16 protein-coding genes are annotated in these 15,737 nt (G+C 40.7%); 3 read left to right on the forward strand and 13 right to left on the reverse strand.

The genetic code is table 11. From position 1 onward, the window contains the following. Nucleotides 1-133 precede the first annotated feature (133 nt). From AACX33_RS12285 to AACX33_RS12325, 9 genes are all read right to left on the reverse strand, one after another. The gene (locus tag AACX33_RS12285) at nucleotides 134-592 is read right to left on the reverse strand and encodes a ferredoxin (protein ID WP_193997205.1); all 459 of its coding nucleotides are present in this window, start codon (nucleotides 590-592) and stop codon (nucleotides 134-136) included. Further along, nucleotides 592-978: a DUF1257 domain-containing protein gene (locus tag AACX33_RS12290; protein WP_193997206.1), complete on the reverse strand. Its 387-nt coding sequence runs from the start codon at nucleotides 976-978 to the stop codon at nucleotides 592-594. The genes AACX33_RS12285 and AACX33_RS12290 overlap by 1 nt, the downstream gene beginning before the upstream one ends. 40 nt (nucleotides 979-1,018) lie before the next feature. Continuing rightward, entirely contained in the window at nucleotides 1,019-1,228 is a 210-nt protein-coding gene (locus tag AACX33_RS12295; protein ID WP_193997207.1) for a DUF2997 domain-containing protein, read from the reverse strand. Nucleotides 1,229-1,687: 459 nt separating this feature from the next. Then, complete coding sequence (locus tag AACX33_RS12300) at nucleotides 1,688-2,299, reverse strand: PIN domain-containing protein (protein WP_193997208.1); 612 nt, start codon at nucleotides 2,297-2,299, stop codon at nucleotides 1,688-1,690. Between the two features lie 18 nt (nucleotides 2,300-2,317). Further along, nucleotides 2,318-2,764: a hypothetical protein gene (locus tag AACX33_RS12305; RefSeq protein ID WP_193997209.1), complete on the reverse strand. Its 447-nt coding sequence runs from the start codon at nucleotides 2,762-2,764 to the stop codon at nucleotides 2,318-2,320. A gap of 95 nt (nucleotides 2,765-2,859) precedes the next feature. After that, on the reverse strand, nucleotides 2,860-3,531 hold the full coding sequence (locus AACX33_RS12310) for a hypothetical protein (RefSeq protein ID WP_193997210.1): 672 nt from the start codon (nucleotides 3,529-3,531) through the stop codon (nucleotides 2,860-2,862). A 146-nt stretch (nucleotides 3,532-3,677) separates the two neighbouring features. After that, the gene (locus tag AACX33_RS12315) at nucleotides 3,678-4,316 is read right to left on the reverse strand and encodes a hypothetical protein (protein ID WP_193997211.1); all 639 of its coding nucleotides are present in this window, start codon (nucleotides 4,314-4,316) and stop codon (nucleotides 3,678-3,680) included. 108 nt (nucleotides 4,317-4,424) lie between these two features. After that, nucleotides 4,425-4,763, reverse strand: a complete 339-nt coding sequence (locus AACX33_RS12320; protein ID WP_193997212.1) for a XisI protein — start codon at nucleotides 4,761-4,763, stop codon at nucleotides 4,425-4,427. Further along, the gene (locus tag AACX33_RS12325) at nucleotides 4,751-5,170 is read right to left on the reverse strand and encodes a XisH family protein (RefSeq protein WP_193997213.1); all 420 of its coding nucleotides are present in this window, start codon (nucleotides 5,168-5,170) and stop codon (nucleotides 4,751-4,753) included. The genes AACX33_RS12320 and AACX33_RS12325 overlap by 13 nt, the downstream gene beginning before the upstream one ends. Nucleotides 5,171-5,392: 222 nt before the next feature. Here AACX33_RS12325 and bioU point away from each other — a divergent pair, with 222 nt between their 5' ends. After that, complete coding sequence (gene bioU, locus AACX33_RS12330; protein ID WP_193997214.1) at nucleotides 5,393-6,397, forward strand: (S)-8-amino-7-oxononanoate synthase BioU; 1,005 nt, start codon at nucleotides 5,393-5,395, stop codon at nucleotides 6,395-6,397. Between the two features lie 4 nt (nucleotides 6,398-6,401). Here the strand turns inward: bioU and AACX33_RS12335 are convergent, their stop codons facing one another. The 4 genes from AACX33_RS12335 to AACX33_RS12350 form a co-directional block, all read right to left on the reverse strand. After that, on the reverse strand, nucleotides 6,402-6,953 hold the full coding sequence (locus tag AACX33_RS12335; RefSeq protein WP_193997215.1) for a hypothetical protein: 552 nt from the start codon (nucleotides 6,951-6,953) through the stop codon (nucleotides 6,402-6,404). Between the two features lie 126 nt (nucleotides 6,954-7,079). Continuing rightward, on the reverse strand, nucleotides 7,080-8,300 hold the full coding sequence (locus AACX33_RS12340; RefSeq protein WP_193997216.1) for a type II secretion system F family protein: 1,221 nt from the start codon (nucleotides 8,298-8,300) through the stop codon (nucleotides 7,080-7,082). 34 nt (nucleotides 8,301-8,334) lie between these two features. Beyond that, nucleotides 8,335-9,459, reverse strand: coding sequence for a type IV pilus twitching motility protein PilT (locus AACX33_RS12345; protein WP_193997217.1), 1,125 nt, complete (start codon nucleotides 9,457-9,459; stop codon nucleotides 8,335-8,337). A 59-nt stretch (nucleotides 9,460-9,518) separates the two neighbouring features. Further along, nucleotides 9,519-11,534 (reverse strand): GspE/PulE family protein, encoded by a 2,016-nt coding sequence (locus AACX33_RS12350; RefSeq protein WP_227789065.1) that lies wholly within the window; start codon nucleotides 11,532-11,534, stop codon nucleotides 9,519-9,521. Between the two features lie 485 nt (nucleotides 11,535-12,019). Between AACX33_RS12350 and grpE the strand changes: the two genes are divergently transcribed. Beyond that, nucleotides 12,020-12,766 carry a nucleotide exchange factor GrpE gene (gene grpE, locus AACX33_RS12355; protein WP_193997219.1) on the forward strand — a complete coding sequence of 249 codons (747 nt, stop codon included), beginning with the start codon at nucleotides 12,020-12,022 and terminating at the stop codon, nucleotides 12,764-12,766. A 294-nt stretch (nucleotides 12,767-13,060) separates the two neighbouring features. Further along, nucleotides 13,061-15,025: a molecular chaperone DnaK gene (gene dnaK / locus AACX33_RS12360; protein WP_193997220.1), complete on the forward strand. Its 1,965-nt coding sequence runs from the start codon at nucleotides 13,061-13,063 to the stop codon at nucleotides 15,023-15,025. Nucleotides 15,026-15,737 lie beyond the last annotated feature (712 nt).

The raw sequence follows: 15,737 nt of genomic DNA on the forward strand, positions 1-15,737 counted from the left end.
GGGTTGGGGTTCTTGTCTCTCACTTAACTGATAACTGCTATAACTCGTAAGTGATCATAATTATGTATCAGGTAGAAATTTTCATCTCCACCTGATACAAGACCACCTATAGCGGCTTTTTAATGAGGAATTATTAACGGGGTTTTTGGTTTTTTAACTTTTGCTTTTTACGTCGTCGTTCAGTCGTAGATACAGCTTGTTCCACTGGATAGCCGGCAATTGGTATAGCCTGATATTTGCGTTCTTCTTCTAACTTTTTCAGTTCAGTGTAATCAACCCAATGGATGCAATCGACCGGACAAGTCTCAATTGCTTCCTGGATGATTTCCTCCCCGTCACCATCTTGGCGAATCACACGCGATCGCCCATAATCTGGTTCAATGTAGAAGGTGTTACGCGCCACATGAGCGCAGTGTAAGCAGCCAATGCAGGTGATTTCATCAACGTAAACACCCTTTTGACGCTCAATACCGCCCAATTCCGGCTCTAAACCAGAGCGCTCTGGGTCATCCCGTAAGAAGCCGCCTAACTCTGGTTCCCAACCGGAACGGTTCTCTTCTGGTTCTGACTCCGACGGCAGAAAATCAGCCATTACGCACTCCAGCGCTGTACTACTAAGCGAATTGAGCCATCTTGATTTTTTTCTTGTTCAGTAACTTGAAAGCCTGCGCGAGCGGTTTCTTTGACAACTGACTGATAAGCATAGCCTTGAGTGACTTGGCGTAAGAACCCATCGACAGACAAGCCTTGTTGCCAATATTGCAAATCAGCCACCAACTCATATTCTTTGCCATTCCATCTAAAGCCGATGTCATAGCCGTTTTCCTGCTCAATCGTTACTTCCGCAGGATGAGTTTGACCGCGATAGCCGCGAACTTCGCGTGGGCCTGGTTTCCAGTCTATGCCCAATTCAGTTAGAGCATCTTTTAAAGAGTCAAGGTTACGGATTTGAGTCTTAATTTGGCTAAAGTGTGACATGGCAGTTGTGAATATAAGGACACGAAACTTTTAAGAAAACTTACCAATCGCTGTATGTGGCTTGGGTGGTTGCTACAGCAGATTGCTGCACCTGTGCAGCAAAAAATTCTGAGGTTGGCTCATGACTAAGTACTTGTCCCAGTTCTGCTTCTATTGCTGCTGTAACCTCAGCGCAAGAATTGCCCACAATGCCAGTGACTGTTTCTTGTACCCGACCGTCTGGATAGATGATGAACTCTAATGTCTCCATGCTTTTGGCCAACCGTGATAGTACTTTGGAACTTTACTGCCTGAGCAGCAGGCTAAAAATATAGCCGTCGGAACATTGTTACTTAGATACAAATCTTGCCATTTGTTAACTAATGTTCCATCTTTCAAAATATATATCTCAGAATCTTTACAAATTTTATTAATATTATAAGCACATACATCAGTTATTAGTTAGTTTCTCTTAACATACTAAATTAGTCAAGCTGACAATTTCTCTGCCAGAATTAGCGACAAAAGCCCTCAAAGCAAGCATTAGCAGTAGTTTAGCCAGTTCGCCGCTTCACAAAAATATACGATTTATTGAAAATATTTATCATTACCATTGAATCTCCACTATTCTTGCTAAGGATAGGTTCAATGAGGGTAGTTTCAGCCAGTCGGATTATTTCATCTGTGCGCTACGGGATGCGATCGCGCTACTGATTTTTTGACAAAATAGCTAAATGGACTGCAACCACCCTAAAAAATCTTTTGTACTGGCGAAATATTTTCGTATTCCTGCTGCGCCCAATATTTGCTTGATCTCTTTTGTCCCAAAGTCGTTAGAGTTTCCAGTCAACAGAACTTTCTGAGCATCTGAAGAGGTTTTAGCGTGATTAAGAATAGAATGTAAAATTAAGTTATCTGTGGGATCAGGAATAAATTTTTGATTAAGACTGTCTATAAATATAGCTGGTTCTAGATTTATTAAATTTAAATTATTTGCAGCCCATGTTAACACTTCAAATAGGCGATTTTCAATATCATCAGTCATCGCTTCGTTATTAATTTTCGCAATTTGAAGAGAACGCAAAATTTCAGCAGAATATTTTGACTTGATATTTCCTTTCAGTTCATTTCTTTCTTTTTCTAACTTTTCTGTAAAATCGTGTCGCCTTCTGCGTTCATCTGCTAAAACAGAAAGAGACTCCATATAACAAATTGCAGGAGTCACAATTGTAATATTTGATATTTCCTCCAACTCTTGAGGATAAATTAAAATCCGAGAATTTTGGTCTTGGTTTTTAGCAAAGCTAATAAAAAAATTAGTTTCAATATAAAGTGTAGTCACTAGATTTTATACCCAAAATTATGCTGCATCTGCCAAATTTTGCACAAAACCAATTTGTTTTAACTCTTGTAATTTAGGAGGATTATCTGTTTTCCAGTTGTACGCTAAATCTCTTAACCAACTCTCAACTAATGTTTCTAGATAAGATTCAGAAATTCTCTTAGTTGCAAATTCGGAATCGTATTCAGTCATCACTTCATGAGTTGGGAACGTGTAGACAGTTGCTAGATTTTTACCATCCCATTGAAAAATATTAATGTCTTCAGGAGTAGCAGTCATCCCATAAGGAACTATGAGATGATTATGTTCTTTCTCAAATTTGAGAATTTCTTCTACTTTTCCTTTAATATCTTCCTCAATGTCTCTGGCTCTAATTTTCGATACTAAAAGCTTTTGTCCCTTTTTATCCCAAGCTGTAATATCAGATACTTCTGTTATTGGGCTACTTAGCTTTTCAACGTCCATTTTTTCGTCCTCGTGACATTGACTGTATCGACTATATATTAATTTTAGACGATAGGCGATCGCACTCTACTTTACATCCACAATACAATCGCTCATTATGTGTTTAAGAATTGCACAAGAAACTGACCAATTTCGTTCGGATGATAGATGTCTTCAAAAATAAGTTCAGCACGAATTAATCCAACAGTATAAAGTGATTGACAAGTCGCATCGTCAAGGAAATTTGAGAATGGCTTACCACAGGAAGGCTCATATTCACTTAATTTTGAGTAATAGTTTTCTAGATTCTTTAGGTCACTAATAAAAGCTCGGTCTATTATATTAGCCAGCTTTGAAAAAGTTACATCATCTATAGCACCTTTCATGTATCCTGCAAATATCTTTCCTAGTATTAAAGATTTTTCAAAATCTTCATGCCGATCTAGCAAAAGTACCAAAGATTCACCAACTTTTTGGGAAAAAATGGAATCTGATTCCATTTTATTTTGAAATTTTTCCCTTTCCTGTTCAGGAACTCTACTTGTTCCATAGAGGAAATTTGCAACCTTTTTCAAGAACAGACGATCACGCACATTTATCACTGCACCATAACTTTTTACAAACCATCCAAAAATTGGTATTTCCTTTAGAAATCCTTCTTTTTCATCGAAGACAGCATCTAAAGCAATATCACCAAATTCAGTCGTCATCTCACTCAATTTAGGTGTCCATAAAGACTCAACCAGAGATTTTCCAATATTTTTAGTAGTCTGTTTTTGAGGTTCCATAATAAATGCGCTTAGGTATGAAAATTTATGTAAAATATCACAATTCGTGAATTTTATATCATTGGTTTGGTATTGTTAGGAAATGAGACAATATTGCAGCATATAAATATGTAATTAGAAATATATTTTTCTATGCTAACCATTTATCATGTAGTCAGATTTTTTTTAATAAGAAAACTTACAACTTTTTCTTCTAAATTTTTCGGTAAATACATTCTTATTAAATCATCTCCAAATCCATCTCCAATTGCTGTTTGGATACTTAGATAAAAAGAATAGTTATTATCTACTGTGTTTTGTATATTATGAATTAAATCTATTACCAAATCAAAAGGTTCTTGGGTATTAATATAAAATGAATCTCCTATATTCATGAACTCATACTTGGGAATTTTCTTTCCAAAGCTATAGTTAGCATATTCCCTCATTTCTTGTAGACTTTGAAAAGTGTCCAGGTAACTATTTGGTAGTAATTTCCTCTGCATTAATCTTTCCTTAATATATTTTTTTAGCGTCTGATGCTTGATTTTTGTTAATTCATGTGTCTGAGTTTGATAATCAATAAATAAAGCTGCAATAGACAAGTGAAAAACTGAATAATAAAATCCAATGGGTGGTAATAATATTGTATTAGTACTTTCCCATATTGCTTGGGAATTTTCTCTAAAACATATTGCTGCTAAAAGATGATGAGCAGACTTATGAAGACGACTAGACCAGATGTCTTCTTGTTCTGGTATCAAAACTTGTTTTAGGTCTATTAAATAATTAGATACTAAACTCATGTTTGCCTTTTATGCTACTCTAAACGACTTCCCTTAAACCAAATTCTAAATATAGAAGTAACTTACCTTAAATAAAGTTAAACTAATAATAAGTTTTTCATCTTACTATTAAGAAACAGCAAATTCTGTATATTTGCGAATCTCAGGAGATTTAAAACCTAAAATAATATGTGCTTTTGGTATTCCCGCCGCAACTAAATCATTAGCAACTCCGTCTTCTGTGCCATCATGTTGAATCCAAACTTTATGATCAATTAAATCAATATGTAATAAAGTTCCATAGATACGATAACCATTTTTCCAGCCTGACTCAACTAATAAATAACGATCATTTTTTTCATCTAACACCAGTTCAACTTGAACTTCTTCATCATTACCGAGAAAATCAGCGTAGTCTTCGAGAATCTTTTTAATAATCTGACGATATTTATTGGTTAAGGAATCCATCTCACAATTACCTCCTGTTCAGCATCGAAGCTAAATAAACGAATAACACCATCTTCAATTAAAGTTTGACCAGCTTCTTCTTCAAAAACTGTTTTACAAGTGCTTTCACTCACAGCTAAAAATAATTTATATTCAGGATAATAACGCGCCAATAAATGCTCATATAAAACAAATTGACCAACAGCATCTTCTAGGTCTTTCATATCCGAGGGACGAGTAAAACTTTTCACTTCAATAGCTATTTTTTCCGTTTCTCGCTCTGCTGCTAGTAATCTTTCTGCACCTAAATCAACAAATAGATTTTTACCTCTCGCTAAACGAATTCGTAAAGGGTCATAGACAATTTTCCAGCCATCTTTGATGAGTGCATTTTTTACGGTGCTGTGATAAATGTCTCTAGCTGGCATAATTAAAAATCAGGTTTCCAAACCTGAGCAACTTATTCATATTTAGTATTTTCTGTCAAGTCGTAAGTTCCATAACAATTGTAATCTAAACATTGCCGTCTTTGTAGTCAAGTTCAAATCAGCAAAATATTCTGGTAAAAAAATGATGAGTCAGCTAACGAACCAAGGATAATGGAGCATAATTAACCTTTATAGCTGTTAACACAACGCCACAAATTAAATATGAATACACAACCAACAAATCAACCTATCCGCGTCGGAGTCCTGGGTTTCGGTGGACTGGGACAAGCAGCCGCTAAACTCCTCTCCAGCAAACGGGAAATGATCTTAGTCGCAGCCGCAGACCAAAAAGGCTACGCTTACTCTACTGAAGGTTTAAATACTCAAGAATGCATTAAAACCTACCAAAGTCAAGGTTCCGTCGGTTATTTAGAACCAGTTGGCAGATTAAGCAATAACAGCATTCAAGATTTAATCGCTACCACTCAGCCTGTCGATGGGTATTTCCTCGCCTTACCCAACCTCCCCAATGACTTTATCCCCTCCGTCGCCCAAGAATTTATCAAATCCGGTTGGCGGGGTGTGCTAGTGGATGCAATTAAGCGCACCAGTGCAGTAGAACAACTTTTGTCGATGAAAGACGAACTGCAAGCCGCCGGAATTACCTATATGTCTGGATGTGGTGCGACACCCGGACTATTAACAGCCGCCGCCGCTTTAGCCGCCCAAAGCTACGCCGAAATTCACAAGGTAGAAATTACCTTTGGTGTCGGTATTGCCAATTGGGAAGCTTACCGCGCCACTGTTCGCGAAGATATTGGACATATGCCTGGTTATAGTGTAGAAACTGCTAGGGCAATGACTGATGCTGAAGTTGAAGCCTTACTGGATAAAACCAATGGCGTGCTGACTTTAGAGAATATGGAACACGCTGATGATGTGATGCTAGAGTTTGCCGGTATTTGTGCGCGCGATCGCGTTACAGTTGGTGGAGTAGTCGATACCCGCAATTCCAAAAAACCCCTCAGCACCAACGTTAAAGTCACAGGACGCACCTTTGAAGGTAAAATTTCCACCCATACCTTTACATTAGGAGATGAAACAAGTATGGCAGCCAATGTTTGCGGCCCCGCCTTTGGCTATCTCAAAGCTGGTAGACAATTACACCAGCGCGGTATATATGGCATCTTCACTGCTGCTGAAATTATGCCCCAATTTGTGAAATAAAAAACTAGGGGCTAGTCTCTAGCCCCTGCTGAATCTCCTCTTCTAGTAAAAAAGAGGGTGTTTGCATAATAAATGGCAGTTCTGCCCCCACAAGACCCCTCTGAATGCGTTCTGAGGTTTCACTAAAAACCACAAATAGGGGATATACAGTATTTGCGCCATCACTCAAAATATGACTGTGACGCAAAGGCATTAGCCACTCATAGTCTTTATCCAGCAGCACTTGGGTTTTTCGCCAACGCCCCAATAAATCAGAAAAGTCTTCCTGGGGACGATGAATAAAAAGTACAATTTCGACTCCAGTTTTAATCTTCCACTCTGGGTCACACATAATAATTCCGATGTCACAGGGTAAGCACGTTATCTGTGTATCGGTTGTGGCAGGGCTACGGAAGCGTACAATCGGTAAAGGGATAGTAATAATACTGTCATTTGGACGACGCAGACTGGGAATCATTTCTAAGTATGGTCGGTGTTGCTTGAGTAAGGCGATCGCAGCTAAATTATTGCTATACTCTGCTAAGCTGGCTTCATAGTGAGATTTTTTGACAGCCATAATTCATTTACTAATTCGTAATTAAAAACATTATTCAATTTGGGATTTTCAGCCATATCCAAAATCATATAGAGTTAGGAATAAAAACTTTTAACTCCTAACTCATAAATCATCAATTTTAATCACTTACCCCAATGTTTCAAACACTTTAAACATCGGCAAATACATCGCTAGCAAAATTGTCCCCACCATACCCCCTAAAACCACAATCATTACGGGTTCTAAAATACTGGTTAGTGATTTAACTGCTTGTTCTACTTCATCTTCATAAAAATCTGCGACTTTCATCAACATCGCATCTAATTCACCAGTTTCTTCACCAATACTAATCATCTGAATTGCCATAATCGGAAACACTTCATCTTGTTGCAAAGCCAGGCTAATCATTCCTCCTTGTTGAATCTCTACACGGGCTGCATCGATAGCGTTAGCAATTACTTGGTTTCCTGATGTATCCCGGACAATTTCCAAGCAAGTAAGAATTGGCACACCTGAACGAGTTAGAGCGCCGAAAGTACGACTAAAGCGTGCAACTGATGATTTTTGGATCAAGTCACCAAACAAAGGCAGTTTTAGAGAAAGGCGGTCAATAGTTATGCGCCCGATTGGTGTTTTGTAGTATTGCTGAAAAGCAATACGGAATACGATCAAAGCACCAATAATAGCTAAAGACCACCAACTTCTCAAGACTTCACTACACCACATCAGAAATTGGGTAAGGGCTGGTAATTCTACCCCTATATCTTCAAAAATATTCGCAAAGATAGGAATCAGAAAAACAGTCATAGCAACAAAGATAGTTGTTGCTAAAATACCAACAACAACTGGATAAGACAACGCTGATTTAATTTGGTTTTGTAATCGAGCAACATCCTCTAACAACTTAGCCAAACGATTCAGTACATCATCCAAAACACCGCCAATTTCACCGGCTTTAACCATGCTGACATACAAACCATCGAAGCAGGCAGGATGTTTCTGCATTGACTCGGAAAGGTTCATCCCAGTTTGCACATCATTACCTATTTCAATCAGTGCTTGCTTTAATTTAGGATTGCTACACTGTTCAGATAGCACCCCTAAACTTCTGACAATTGCTACACCTGCATTCATCAAAACAGCAAATTGACGCGAAAAGACGGCTTTATCTTTAACGCTCACTTTAACCATTGACATCTGAATTTTTTGCAAATCAAAGCTGGGAAGACTCTGAGATTGCTTTAAGTCTTGGATAACAAAACCTTGCTGTCTAAGATTAGTACGGGCTTCCGACAAGGATTCGGCAACAACTTTTTCCTTTCGGGATTTTCCTTGAGAATCCCGAATACGGGCAACATATGTTGGCATGGATTAATTAATTCCAAATTAGATCAGTAAAAATTTAATGCGCTCTCGTAGCGCCAGCACCAGGTCTTGTACCAGATGGTGGTGCAGAAGTACCGATGAGACGTTGAACTTCATCAGGCTTGGAAGTTTTAGACATTGCGGCTTCAAAAGAAATAGTTCCAGCTTTGTACAAATCAGCTAAAACCTTTTCCAAAGTTTGCATCCCCAATTTGCCCCCAGTTTGGATAGTGGAGTAAATTTGTGATGTTTTTCCTTCTCGAATCAAGTTAGAAATAGCAGGAGTAACAATGAGAATTTCTTGAGCCATTACCCGGCCAAATTCACCAGGTTTAGGATTTTTCTTAGTTACCAATGTTTGGCTAAATATGGCTACTAAAGAGTTAGATAACTGCACCCGCACTTGAGTTTGTTTCTCATGGGGAAACACGTCAATAATCCGGTCAACAGTTTGAGCTGCAGAACTGGTGTGTAAAGTCCCAAATACCAAGTGTCCTGTTTCCGCCGCCGAAATAGCCAAAGAAATCGTTTCTAAATCACGCATTTCTCCAACCAGAATAATATCTGGATCTTCCCGTAAAGCAGCTCTTAAAGCATTAGAAAAACTCTTGGTATCTTCATTGAGTTGTCTTTGGTGGACTAGGCTTTTAATTGGTTCATAAATAAATTCAATCGGATCTTCCACCGTGAGAATATGCTCTGCTTTGGTGCGGTTAATTAAGTCAATCATTGCCGCTAGAGTGGTTGTTTTCCCGGAACCTGTGGGACCTGTTACCAGAATTAATCCTCTGGGCTTATCTGACATTTCCCGCACTATATCTGGCAGACCTAACTTTTCAAAGTTAGGAATTTTGGAACTCAGCGCCCGTAAACAAGCAGCATAAGAACCACGTTCTTTATAGACATTCACCCGGAAACGAGCTAAACCTTTCACACCATAGGAACAATCCAACTCCCATGTTTGTTCTAAGGTTTTACGCTGGGTGTTATTTAGCATACTAAAAATTAGCCTTTGGCACTGGTCGGCACTCAATACTTCGTTACCGATAGGGGTCAGTTTGCCACTGATGCGAAAGTAGGGAGGCAAACCAGCGGATAAATGCATATCCGAGCCACCCATTTCAATCATCTGTTCCATCAAGTCTTCAATCATCATTTCCATAGTTCTTTGACCTCAATTTTTAATCCAAAATCCCAAATTCAAAGTCCAAAATTGTCTAACTAATCTGGAAAACGAGCTGTCATACAATATGGACAATCCAGCCATTCTGGTTGTAATACTGCATTACAATTCACACAAGTAAGACCACTCTTGCGTTTGGACTTTAACTCTGCTTCTAACCCAGTATCAGTAAAGGTTACGCGTTCCACTTCTTCGAGTGTGCTGACACCTTGGCGGACTAAATCCAGACTGTAAGACAGCAAAGTTTTCATGCCTTCTTCAACTGCAACTTCCTTAATGCGGTCTGTGGATGCTTCTTGGTTGATCATGGTTTGCAGGTTTTCGGTGACTCGCATCACTTCATAAACACCACAACGTCCTTTGTAGCCAGAGCCATTACACTTGGGACAAACTTCCTGATTTTTGGCTTTTGCCTCCGTAATTTCATCTAATGTTAAAGTGTTAGCTTTGTAAAAAGTTACGCCTACATTTTGGGAAGCTGATAGTCCATAGCGAGCTAGTTCCTCAGTTGTGGGAGTATAGGGAATACGACATTCAGAACAGACACGCCGCACCAAACGTTGAGCTAACACACCAATTAGGGAACTAGAAATCATAAAAGGCTCAATACCCATTTCTCCCAGACGCGCGATCGCACCTGGAGCATCGTTAGTGTGTAAAGTAGTTAATACTAAGTGACCAGTTAAGGCAGCCTCAATCGCGGTTTTTGCTGTTTCTTTGTCCCGTGTCTCACCCACTAGCAATACATCCGGATCTTGCTGCAAAAAGGCTCGCAAAGCCGTAGAAAAATCTAACCCTTTTTCCCGAATTACTTGTACTTGAGTAATCCCTGGCAAGCTGTACTCAATGGGGTCTTCAACTGTACTAATATTCACCCCAGGCGAGTTTTTTTCTGCTAATGCCGAATATAGCGATGTGGTTTTTCCAGAACCAGTCGGTCCAGTCACCAAAATCAACCCAAAAGGACGGCTGACCATATCTTGAACAATATGCAAAGTTTCGGGATCGGTAATTAACTTATCTAATCCCAATTGGGTGGCAGAATTATCCAAAATCCGTAGTACTACTTTTTCCCCGTAGCGACTAGGCAAGGTACTGACGCGGAAGTCCACCTTACGTCCCTCGAACATTCGCCGGATGCGCCCATCTTGGGGTAAGCGTCGCTCGGCAATGTCTAGATTGGAGATGATTTTAAATCGAGCTGTGACCGCCATCACGATTTTTTTGGGTAGGGGGTCGAAAGCTTCACTCAATACCCCATCCTTCCGAAACCGAATTCGTAAATTTTCCTCCTGTGGTTCGATGTGAATATCAGAAACCCCTTCATGTAAGGCTTTGGCCAAGACTCTGTTTACAAGGTTGATCACTGGGGCATCTTCCGCACCCTTAATGACCGCCCCTAAATCAGCCTCCATCTCTTCCGGGTTCTCGTCCACGTCGATATTACTCAGATTTTCTAAATCTTGATGAATATCTGTCAACTTTTCTTTGTCCAGCAACTTTTGCCGCACAGCTAAATCATCCAAATATTGGTTAATTAGCTGTTGGTAATCGTCTTGGGCAATTACCATGCGTTGTAATGCCAAACCTTGGGGACGCAGGATGCGGTTGAGATCATCAGAAGCTTCGAGATTATCCGGATCGACCATCGCCACCAAGACACTGGGCGGGTTTTGGTCTTCATTTTTGGATAATGGGACCAAGTGATGGCGACGACAAATCTCTGCCGGGATCAGGCTTTCAATCAGGTTGCCCACTTTGGGGTTGCCAATGTTGTTGACTTCTGGATCTAGGAACTCAACACCGTATAGTATTTTTAGCTCAAAGAGCTGTTGTTTTTTATATTGTCTGAGGAACTCAGGCGATAGTTGTTGTCCGGTAATAGACTCCAAGACTTCCGTCAGGGGTTTGCCAGACTTGCGGCTTTCAATCAGCGCTAGTCTCATCTGTTCGCTATTGATATAGCCAGACTGTACTAGCTTGTTGCCGAAGGGCGAAAACTCTGTCTTTGTAGTGAGAGCGGTACTGCGCCGTTGTGGTGACGAATAAGTCATAGGTGAGCAATGAGTAGGAAAAACCTCTAGTTACATTATTCCCAGGCTGGAGCCGATAATTTTCATTTGCACTGAGTAAATTTAGGTCAAAGTTTTTGCTGGTGCTTTTTTTGGATGTTCAGGTTTCCACTCCGGGGATTTGCCAGAGACAACTCAGTAATGTAAAAATATTTAATTTGGCTCGTAGTCAGCAACCATAAAGATTAATGATCATGTCCGCAGTTTCAGTAGTGACTTGTGACAAAACTGACTTATGACTAATGAGGAGGGACGAAGAATATCAAGCACCACTCTTTCAAAAGGCTTACTTCTGGTGCTAACCTACTCGTTCGGGATACCGTCCCGTGTCTACGCTAAGGTGTTCACCATTTGTCACAATAAAAGGACGGTGGCATCACTTCCAGGAAAATGTCAGCAAAAAAAATTAGCCTCAGTTGTAAGCTGTGGTGACATACTGCCATAAAACAATCTGGGACGAGTAGACAATGATGGACGAAAATAAACAGGTAAACAATACAAGCCAGCAATTGGGTGAACCAACAGAGGTAAAGCAATCAATGAAGAGCGACTCCCCAGCCCAAACCAACTCCAACGAATCTGGTAGCGAGGTGACTGAGCAAGTGACAACTCCAATAGATGTATCATCAGATACAGTAATTGCCCCAGAAAATGGTGTGGCTGCCACTGATCAAACGGAAATAGAAACGGCTGCTTTGGCAGAATTGACTCAACAAATTGAGTCTCTCAAAGGGCAACTAGAAGAACGCAGTACTCAATATATGAGGATTGCCGCCGATTTTGAAAATTACCGTAAACGCACCAGCAAAGAAAAAGAAGAGCTGGATTTGCAAGTGAAGCGGAATACTATTTTGGAATTGCTACCCATAGTCGATAATTTTGAGCGGGCGCGAGCGCACCTCAAGCCACAAAGTGACGGCGAGATGACAATTCACAAAAGTTATCAAGGGGTTTATAAACAACTAGTAGAATGCCTCAAGCGCATAGGCGTATCACCAATGCGTCCGGAAAATCAAGAGTTCGATCCCAATCTCCATGAAGCAGTTATGCGGGAACCTACGGATGAACATCCAGAGGGAACAGTGTTAGAAGAGTTAGTACGCGGATATTATTTGGGCGATCGCGTGCTGCGCCATTCAATGGTCAAAGTAGCTGCTCCCAAGGAAGACACACCACCTGCACCCCAAGATCAGTCGAGTTCAGCTGACAGTTAAACTGTACTTGCTTGTCTGGTTGACCAAAAGTGCCTAAGTTCTATCAAGAATAGGCATCGCATATCTCAGAAAGGATAGGGCTGTTGACAGTTTGCTGGACTTTCGCAGCCCGCCTTTTGGTAGCATCTGGCATCTGGGGCGCAACTTGAAGAGTAAAAAGCCGACGCTATAGAACTGTCCCTGTGTAAAATGCTCCCAAGAGAAATTCCACAGACGTTACCTTCAGCTTTCGCCAATACAAAAGATCATCCGTGAAATATCATAGAAGAATAAATAAGTAAAAATACTGTACGTATGGGAAAAGTTATTGGGATCGACTTAGGCACTACTAACAGTTGCGTCGCTGTTTTGGAAGGTGGTCAACCAATTGTGATCTCCAGCACTGAAGGAGGACGTACTACACCTAGTATTGTGGGATTTGGCAAGGGTGGCGTTCGCTTAGTCGGTCAGATGGCAAAGCGCCAAGCCGTAACTAATGCTGAAAACACAATCTATAGTATCAAGCGATTTATCGGTCGTCGCTGGGAAGATACTCAAACAGAACGCAGTCGTGTACCTTATACCTGTATCAAAGGTCGAGACGATACTGTTGATGTCCAAATTCGCGAACGGAACTACACACCCCAAGAAATATCCGCTATGGTTCTGCAAAAACTCAAGCAGGATGCAGAAACTTTCTTGGGTGAAGAGGTAACTCAGGCAGTGATTACCGTACCAGCATATTTCACAGATGCCCAAAGACAAGCCACTAAAGATGCTGGTATCATTGCTGGACTAGAAGTTCTACGGATCATCAACGAGCCAACTGCTGCGGCTTTAGCCTTTGGTTTAGAAAAGCAAGACCAAGAGCAGTTGATTTTAGTATTTGACTTAGGAGGGGGTACCTTCGATGTCTCCATCCTCCAACTGGGGGATGGAGTTTTTGAAGTTAAGGCAACTTGTGGTAACAATCATTTGGGCGGAGATGACTTTGATAACGCGATCGTCAGCTGGATGATGGAACGTTTCCAGGAACAAGAGAAAATCGACCTTGCCCCCGATAAAATGGCACTGCAACGTCTGCGAGAAGCAGCAGAAAAGGCAAAAATTGAACTTTCTCATATGGCAAGTACCTCAATTAACTTGCCATTTATTACTGCCGATGAGACTGGGCCAAAACATTTGGAAATGGAACTCAATCGCGCTCAATTTGAAGAAATGTCAGGGCTTTTAATTAAAGCTACCATTGAGCCGATGATTCAAGCTCTTAAAGATGCAGACCTCCAAACACAAGACATAGATCGGATTATTTTGGTAGGTGGTTCTACACGTATTCCCGCAGTCCAGAATGCCCTGATCAAGTTTTTTAACGGTAAAACTCCCGATCGCTCTATCAACCCTGATGAGGCCGTAGGTCTGGGTGCAGCAATTCAAGCTGGGGTACTCAGTGGCGAGGTCGATAATCTTCTGCTCTTGGATGTCACTTCCCTATCCCTGGGAATTGAAACTTTAGGAGAAGTATTTACCAAAATTATTGACCGTAATACGACAATTCCCACCAGTAAATCCCAAGTTTTTTCCACTGCTGTTGATGGACAAACCTCAGTGGAAATTCACATCCTCCAAGGGGAAAGAGCAATGGCACGGGATAACAAAAGTTTGGGTAAATTTCTGTTGGCAGGAATTCCGCCATCTCCCCGTGGTGTTCCACAAATAGAAGTATCTTTTGAAATTGATGTGAACGGTATCCTCAAGGTCGCAGCCCAAGACAAAGGTACTGGTCGAGAGCAAAGTATTCGGATTACTAATACAGGCGGTTTGAATAGCAACGAAGTAGAACGGATGCAGCAAGAAGCCGAAGTATTTGCCGAAGAAGATAAAAAACGTAAAGAATTGGCTGATCTCAAAAACCAAGCAGATAATTTGTTATTCAGTTACGAATCAAGTCTCAGGGATAATGCTGACTTTATTGGTGAGCAGATTAAAGCTTTAGCCAAAGAAAAAGTCATTCAACTCCAAGCTGCAATGGCTAATCCCAGCATTTCGCTCACAGAATATCAACTCTGCTTAGATGACTTTCAACAGACTTTGTTTGCTATTGGTGCTGATGTATACAACCGAGCTAACGACCAAGAAAATATTGACGAAGTTGGAAAAGTTTCAGATAGTCTGTTGACATCAGAATTAGAGCTACCGAACAATGAAACACCAATACCAGAATTCAACTTTGATTTTGAGGACGAAAGTACAGCACAGGCTGATTATGAAGCGATAGATTAGTCATTGGTCAATCAATTTTAGATTTTAGATTTTAGATTTTGGATTAGACTGCAATCTAAAATCGCCAATCCAAAATTTATTAGTCATTGGTCATTAGTCATTAGTCATTGGTCATTGGAAAGTTTCTTCTCCCCTGCTCCCTGCTCCCCTGCTTCTTCTCCCCCGCTCCCTGCTCCCCTGCCTCTTCCCCTCTCCCTAATTTTGCTAGATTGTAGAAGCGAATTGCCGTGGGCTAGACATTGCACCAGTACAAATGCCAGCAAATGCATCTGGGGGGTTTTCCGCACCTAATTGTGCGGCTAGCTCCTATGATTCATGAGCGGGGGTTCACCCTACTAAGTAGCACAATGTAAAAGAGACAGTTGATCTCCCCGACTTGAGCGGCTATTGTTGTCTCCCATGAGGAAAGCAACTGTTGCTTTAAACTGGCTGGTGATTTTTGTGAAAGGTAAAAGGTAAAATCAATATATTAATAAAAATTTACTTTTTCTTTCTGCCTAGTTTCCGGCAAGCCGCCCTCCCAAGAACCCTGCGTTACCCAAACAAGTCAACTGAGGGAGTTTTCGCCCTTGGGCGAACCACAGGAATAAAATTTATTGTCCTGACTGGCTTACTGTCATGAGTAGCCGCTCCTCAAGAATATGACTTACCGTAGGATAGCAAGTGTTTGTGGCGTGTATTGCCTTGTTGCTTTCTTCCTCCTAACTTTTAC

This window comes from Nodularia sp. LEGE 04288 (genome assembly GCF_963896525.1).
Taxonomy (GTDB): Bacteria; Cyanobacteriota; Cyanobacteriia; order Cyanobacteriales; family Nostocaceae; genus Nodularia.

Bases quoted from the DNA above. Each gene is read 5' to 3' on its own strand.
- AACX33_RS12285 (WP_193997205.1), bottom strand. From the start codon at position 592: ATGGCTGATTTTCTGCCGTCGGAGTCAGAACCAGAAGAGAACCGTTCC.
- AACX33_RS12290 (WP_193997206.1), bottom strand. From the start codon at position 978: ATGTCACACTTTAGCCAAATTAAGACTCAAATCCGTAACCTTGACTCT.
- AACX33_RS12295 (WP_193997207.1), bottom strand. From the start codon at position 1,228: ATGGAGACATTAGAGTTCATCATCTATCCAGACGGTCGGGTACAAGAA.
- AACX33_RS12305 (WP_193997209.1), bottom strand. From the start codon at position 2,764: ATGGACGTTGAAAAGCTAAGTAGCCCAATAACAGAAGTATCTGATATT.
- AACX33_RS12310 (WP_193997210.1), bottom strand. From the start codon at position 3,531: ATGGAACCTCAAAAACAGACTACTAAAAATATTGGAAAATCTCTGGTT.
- AACX33_RS12315 (WP_193997211.1), bottom strand. From the start codon at position 4,316: ATGAGTTTAGTATCTAATTATTTAATAGACCTAAAACAAGTTTTGATA.
- AACX33_RS12320 (WP_193997212.1), bottom strand. From the start codon at position 4,763: ATGGATTCCTTAACCAATAAATATCGTCAGATTATTAAAAAGATTCTC.
- AACX33_RS12325 (WP_193997213.1), bottom strand. From the start codon at position 5,170: ATGCCAGCTAGAGACATTTATCACAGCACCGTAAAAAATGCACTCATC.
- bioU (WP_193997214.1), top strand. From the start codon at position 5,393: ATGAATACACAACCAACAAATCAACCTATCCGCGTCGGAGTCCTGGGT.
- AACX33_RS12335 (WP_193997215.1), bottom strand. From the start codon at position 6,953: ATGGCTGTCAAAAAATCTCACTATGAAGCCAGCTTAGCAGAGTATAGC.
- AACX33_RS12340 (WP_193997216.1), bottom strand. From the start codon at position 8,300: ATGCCAACATATGTTGCCCGTATTCGGGATTCTCAAGGAAAATCCCGA.
- AACX33_RS12345 (WP_193997217.1), bottom strand. From the start codon at position 9,459: ATGGAAATGATGATTGAAGACTTGATGGAACAGATGATTGAAATGGGT.
- AACX33_RS12350 (WP_227789065.1), bottom strand. From the start codon at position 11,534: ATGACTTATTCGTCACCACAACGGCGCAGTACCGCTCTCACTACAAAG.
- grpE (WP_193997219.1), top strand. From the start codon at position 12,020: ATGATGGACGAAAATAAACAGGTAAACAATACAAGCCAGCAATTGGGT.
- dnaK (WP_193997220.1), top strand. From the start codon at position 13,061: ATGGGAAAAGTTATTGGGATCGACTTAGGCACTACTAACAGTTGCGTC.